The sequence below is a fragment of the Allocoleopsis sp. genome (assembly GCF_036703385.1).
Taxonomy (GTDB): domain Bacteria; phylum Cyanobacteriota; class Cyanobacteriia; order Cyanobacteriales; family Coleofasciculaceae; genus Allocoleopsis.
The window spans coordinates 1-3531 of record NZ_DATNPA010000534.1 but is presented as its reverse complement, the minus strand read 5'-3'; the positions used below and the strand labels follow the sequence as shown (position 1 = coordinate 3531).

Sequence of the window (3531 nt, the reverse complement as noted above, 5' to 3'; positions counted from 1 at the left end):
AAACTATCAAATCACACTCCCCAAAGGGAGTTTTGTGCCCCTATCCACTTTAGGGGAGGTCAGCGACACCTTTGCCGAACCGCGTCAAAGTGCTCGTCTCAATGGCAAACCCGTAGTTGCCTTCTCCATCCTACGCAGTACGGGTAGCACCCTCGTCACGGTAGAAGAAGGGGTGCGTCAGGCGGTAGAACAACTGCAAAAAACACTACCCCCGGATGTGAAGCTGCAACTGATTTTCACAATGGCGGATTTCATCCGAGATTCCTATGAAGCGTCTGTAGACGCTTTAGTTTTGGGAGGCGTTCTCGCGGTTGTTACCATCTTGGTGTTTTTACGGGATTGGCGAGCCACTTTGATTACAGGGGTAGCTTTGCCGCTATCTGCCATTCCCACGTTTGCTGTGCTGAAAGTATTGGGATACACCCTCAACAGCATGACGCTACTTGCCCTGGCATTGGTGGTGGGGATTTTGGTGGATGATGCGATCGTGGAGATTGAGAACATTGAGCGACACATGCAGATGGGGAAAACGCCCTTTCAAGCCTCCTTGGATGCGTCCGATGAGATTGGTCTAGCGGTGGTTGCAACTTCAATGACCATTGTCTCCGTCTTTGTCCCGGTCGCGTTTATGGGCGGCATTCCGGGTCAGTTCTTTCGACCGTTTGGTGTTACTGTTGCCGTCTCCGTGTTATTCTCCCTCCTGGTTGCTCGTACTGTAACGCCACTGATGGCGGCTTACCTGCTGAAAGATAAGGGACACCATCAGCAGGAATTGCCCAAAGATTTACTCTCCTCTATCTATCGTCGGCTTTTAACGTGGTCATTGCGGAATCGATTTCCAACACTCGTTATCGCCTTAGCCTTCTTCATTGGCAGCTTGATGTTGGTGCCTCATATTCCTACAGGTTTCGTTGATCGCGCGGATAATGGGATTTCAACGGTCTCCATCGAACTCCCTCCAGGTTCAACCTTACAGCAGACGACTCAAACCGCGCAGCAAGCCACTGAACTGTTACTAAATAGTCCTGCTGTCGATAAGGTATTGGCAACGGTCGGTGCTCCCACCGCGTCGGGTGGATTTAGCGGTGGTGGAGGGGGCGCGGTGAATACAGGCAGCCTGACAGTTAAACTGAAACCCCAAAAGCAACGCTCAATTGGGCAACAAGAGTTTGAAGAGCAGATGCGTTCTAAACTTTTTGATGTTCCTGGAACACGGATTAGTTTTGCTCAAGGTCGTGTGGGTGGTAAAAAGCAATTATCTATCGTACTCAAGAGCGAAGATGCGGCTAGCCTAACTCAGGCAGCGGAAGCACTAACCAGCCAAATGTCCCAAATACCAGGACTCGTGGAAGTCACATCGAGTGCCAGTCTGGTGAAGCCAGAGATTTTGGTGAAACCTGACCCAAATCGGGCGGCAGATCAGGGAGTTTCTGTGCAAGCGATCGCCAGAACCGCTTCCCTCGCCACCCTCGGTGATAATGACGCTAATCTCGCCAAGTTTAATTTACCAGACCGACAGATTCCAATTCGAGTGGAACTCAATCCCCGTTTCCGCAACAACATCGACACGATGAAGAATCTCCAGGTACCGGGGAAAAATAACACATTGGTGCCGTTGAATTCTGTGGCAAACATCAGTCTCGGCAGTGGCGCATCTCAAATTGATCGCTATGACCGAGCTCGCCAGGTTACAGTAGAAGCCAATTTGCAAGGCATTACCTTGGGAGAAGCCACGAAAGCCGTGAAAGCGCTACCCGCGATGAATCCTCTACCCCCTGCTGTGAAGCAGGAAGCCTCTGGGGATGCCAAGGTGATGCAGGATGTGTTTGCCGGTTTTGCGGGTGCGTTGGGAACCGCCTTACTCTTTATCTATGCCGTGCTTGTTCTGCTATTTGGTAATTTCCTGCATCCCGTAACGATTATGGCAGCGCTGCCCCTATCCATTGGCGGCGCTTTAGTAGGACTGCTAATTGCACAAAAATCCTTGGGTTTGTTCTCTCTAATTGGGATTGTGCTGCTGATGGGAATTGTTACGAAAAACTCTATCCTATTAGTGGATTATGCTTTGCTCAACCAGAAAGAGGGTAAGCCCTTGTATAAAGCGACTCTTGAATCTGGGGTAGCGCGGTTACGACCGATTATCATGACCACGATCGCAATGGTTGCAGGGATGGTACCGATTGCCTTGGGGATTGGGGCGGGTTCCCAGACTCGCAGTCCAATGGCGATCGCGGTAATTGGTGGTTTAATGACTTCCACTCTCCTCACCCTAGTTGTTATTCCGGTGATTTTTACCTACATGGACGGCTTGCAAAGCTGGATTTTTCAGCGCTTACGTCGTAAACCAGCCAGAAAAGCGGTGAGTCATGGGCGAATCTAGAGCGTCGATTCATTAACGGTAGGGGCAGGCAATCCCTCGTGGTTGCCCCTCTGCATATTTGCCTGAAGCACCTCTAATGGGCATAGCCCGGACGGCCTTTCCGTCCCATCCCATAAGAATTCTGCTACCTATCAAATTGCCAGTTAAATGTGCGATCGCTGATTCAATTCTAACTTTTGGATAGAGCCATCTTGAACTTCTGGACGATACGAAACCTTTCTAAATTGTGCGACCTTACACAGGTAAGCATAATCACTCAATATTAAGAAGCACAAGAAAAAACAATGGCCGATCAAACCTATAGAACAAACATCCCCGAAATCGATCCCACAGAGGTCGAAGATACTAGAACTGCGATCGCCGATGAACATCACTCGTTCCTGGAAAAGGTGATGGTTCAATCCGGTTTCGCAGATTTGTACGACGCCAGAGATTTTACCGAAGTTGTGTTTCGTGTCATGCGTGACTTGATGACCAAGGACACCATTGAGCGCGTCGAGTCAGAGCTGCATGAAGAGGCTCTACCTACCAAAGAGAAAGCACTCCAAATGGAAGTGGCTGAGCTTTGGAAAGACACCAACCCGATTGTAGGATTTTTAAGCCGAATCCGTAAACCTTTAACAGGTCCGGCTCCAATGGGAATTGATTCCAAGTTGTTTCTCACGCGAGTTGCCAATGAAGGAGGACTTCCAGGAACAATCAAGGCAGAGCAAGCGGTTAAAGCCGTGTTTTCCGCCACCAAAGACAAACTTTCCGCTGAGCGGATTCAGGAAATAGCTAGCTGCCTTCCTGACCAAATACGTGAGCTTTGGGAGCAAGCTTAATTAGAACCGACGTTTCGCCTTTTTAACAGCCATCATCGATAATTACATAAATGAGTGCCAGCCTCCAGTTTTTGGGGGCTGGATTTTCATACGACGCTAAACGATTTGAATCTTATTGAGAAATCCTATAGTCAGTCTAAGAGTCGTTGCCTTCAATTTCCGTTGCGATCGCAATTAAAAAGTCACTGATATCGCTTCCGTTTAGGTAGTCATTGTATGCACAAGAGGAGGCAATCTCTGGTAGAGTTTTGCAGGCGCAACACATCACGCCATGCCAAAACGCATCACTATTAACCCGCATCTGAGTGTTAAAGAACTCGAAAACCG

General features: G+C 49.0%; 3 protein-coding genes. 2 read left to right on the top strand and 1 reads right to left on the bottom strand.

The features are described from left to right. Positions 1-2380: efflux RND transporter permease subunit (locus V6C93_RS25965; RefSeq protein ID WP_333479563.1), on the top strand; the 2380-nt coding region annotated here is incomplete at its 5' end. 284 nt (positions 2381-2664) lie between these two features. Further along, a complete protein-coding gene (locus V6C93_RS25960; protein WP_333479562.1) occupies positions 2665-3204 on the top strand; it encodes a DUF2267 domain-containing protein in 540 nt (179 codons plus the stop codon). A gap of 136 nt (positions 3205-3340) precedes the next feature. Here the strand turns inward: V6C93_RS25960 and V6C93_RS25955 are convergent. Beyond that, positions 3341-3531 (bottom strand): hypothetical protein (locus tag V6C93_RS25955; protein WP_333479561.1); only part of this gene is annotated, 191 nt, incomplete at its 5' end.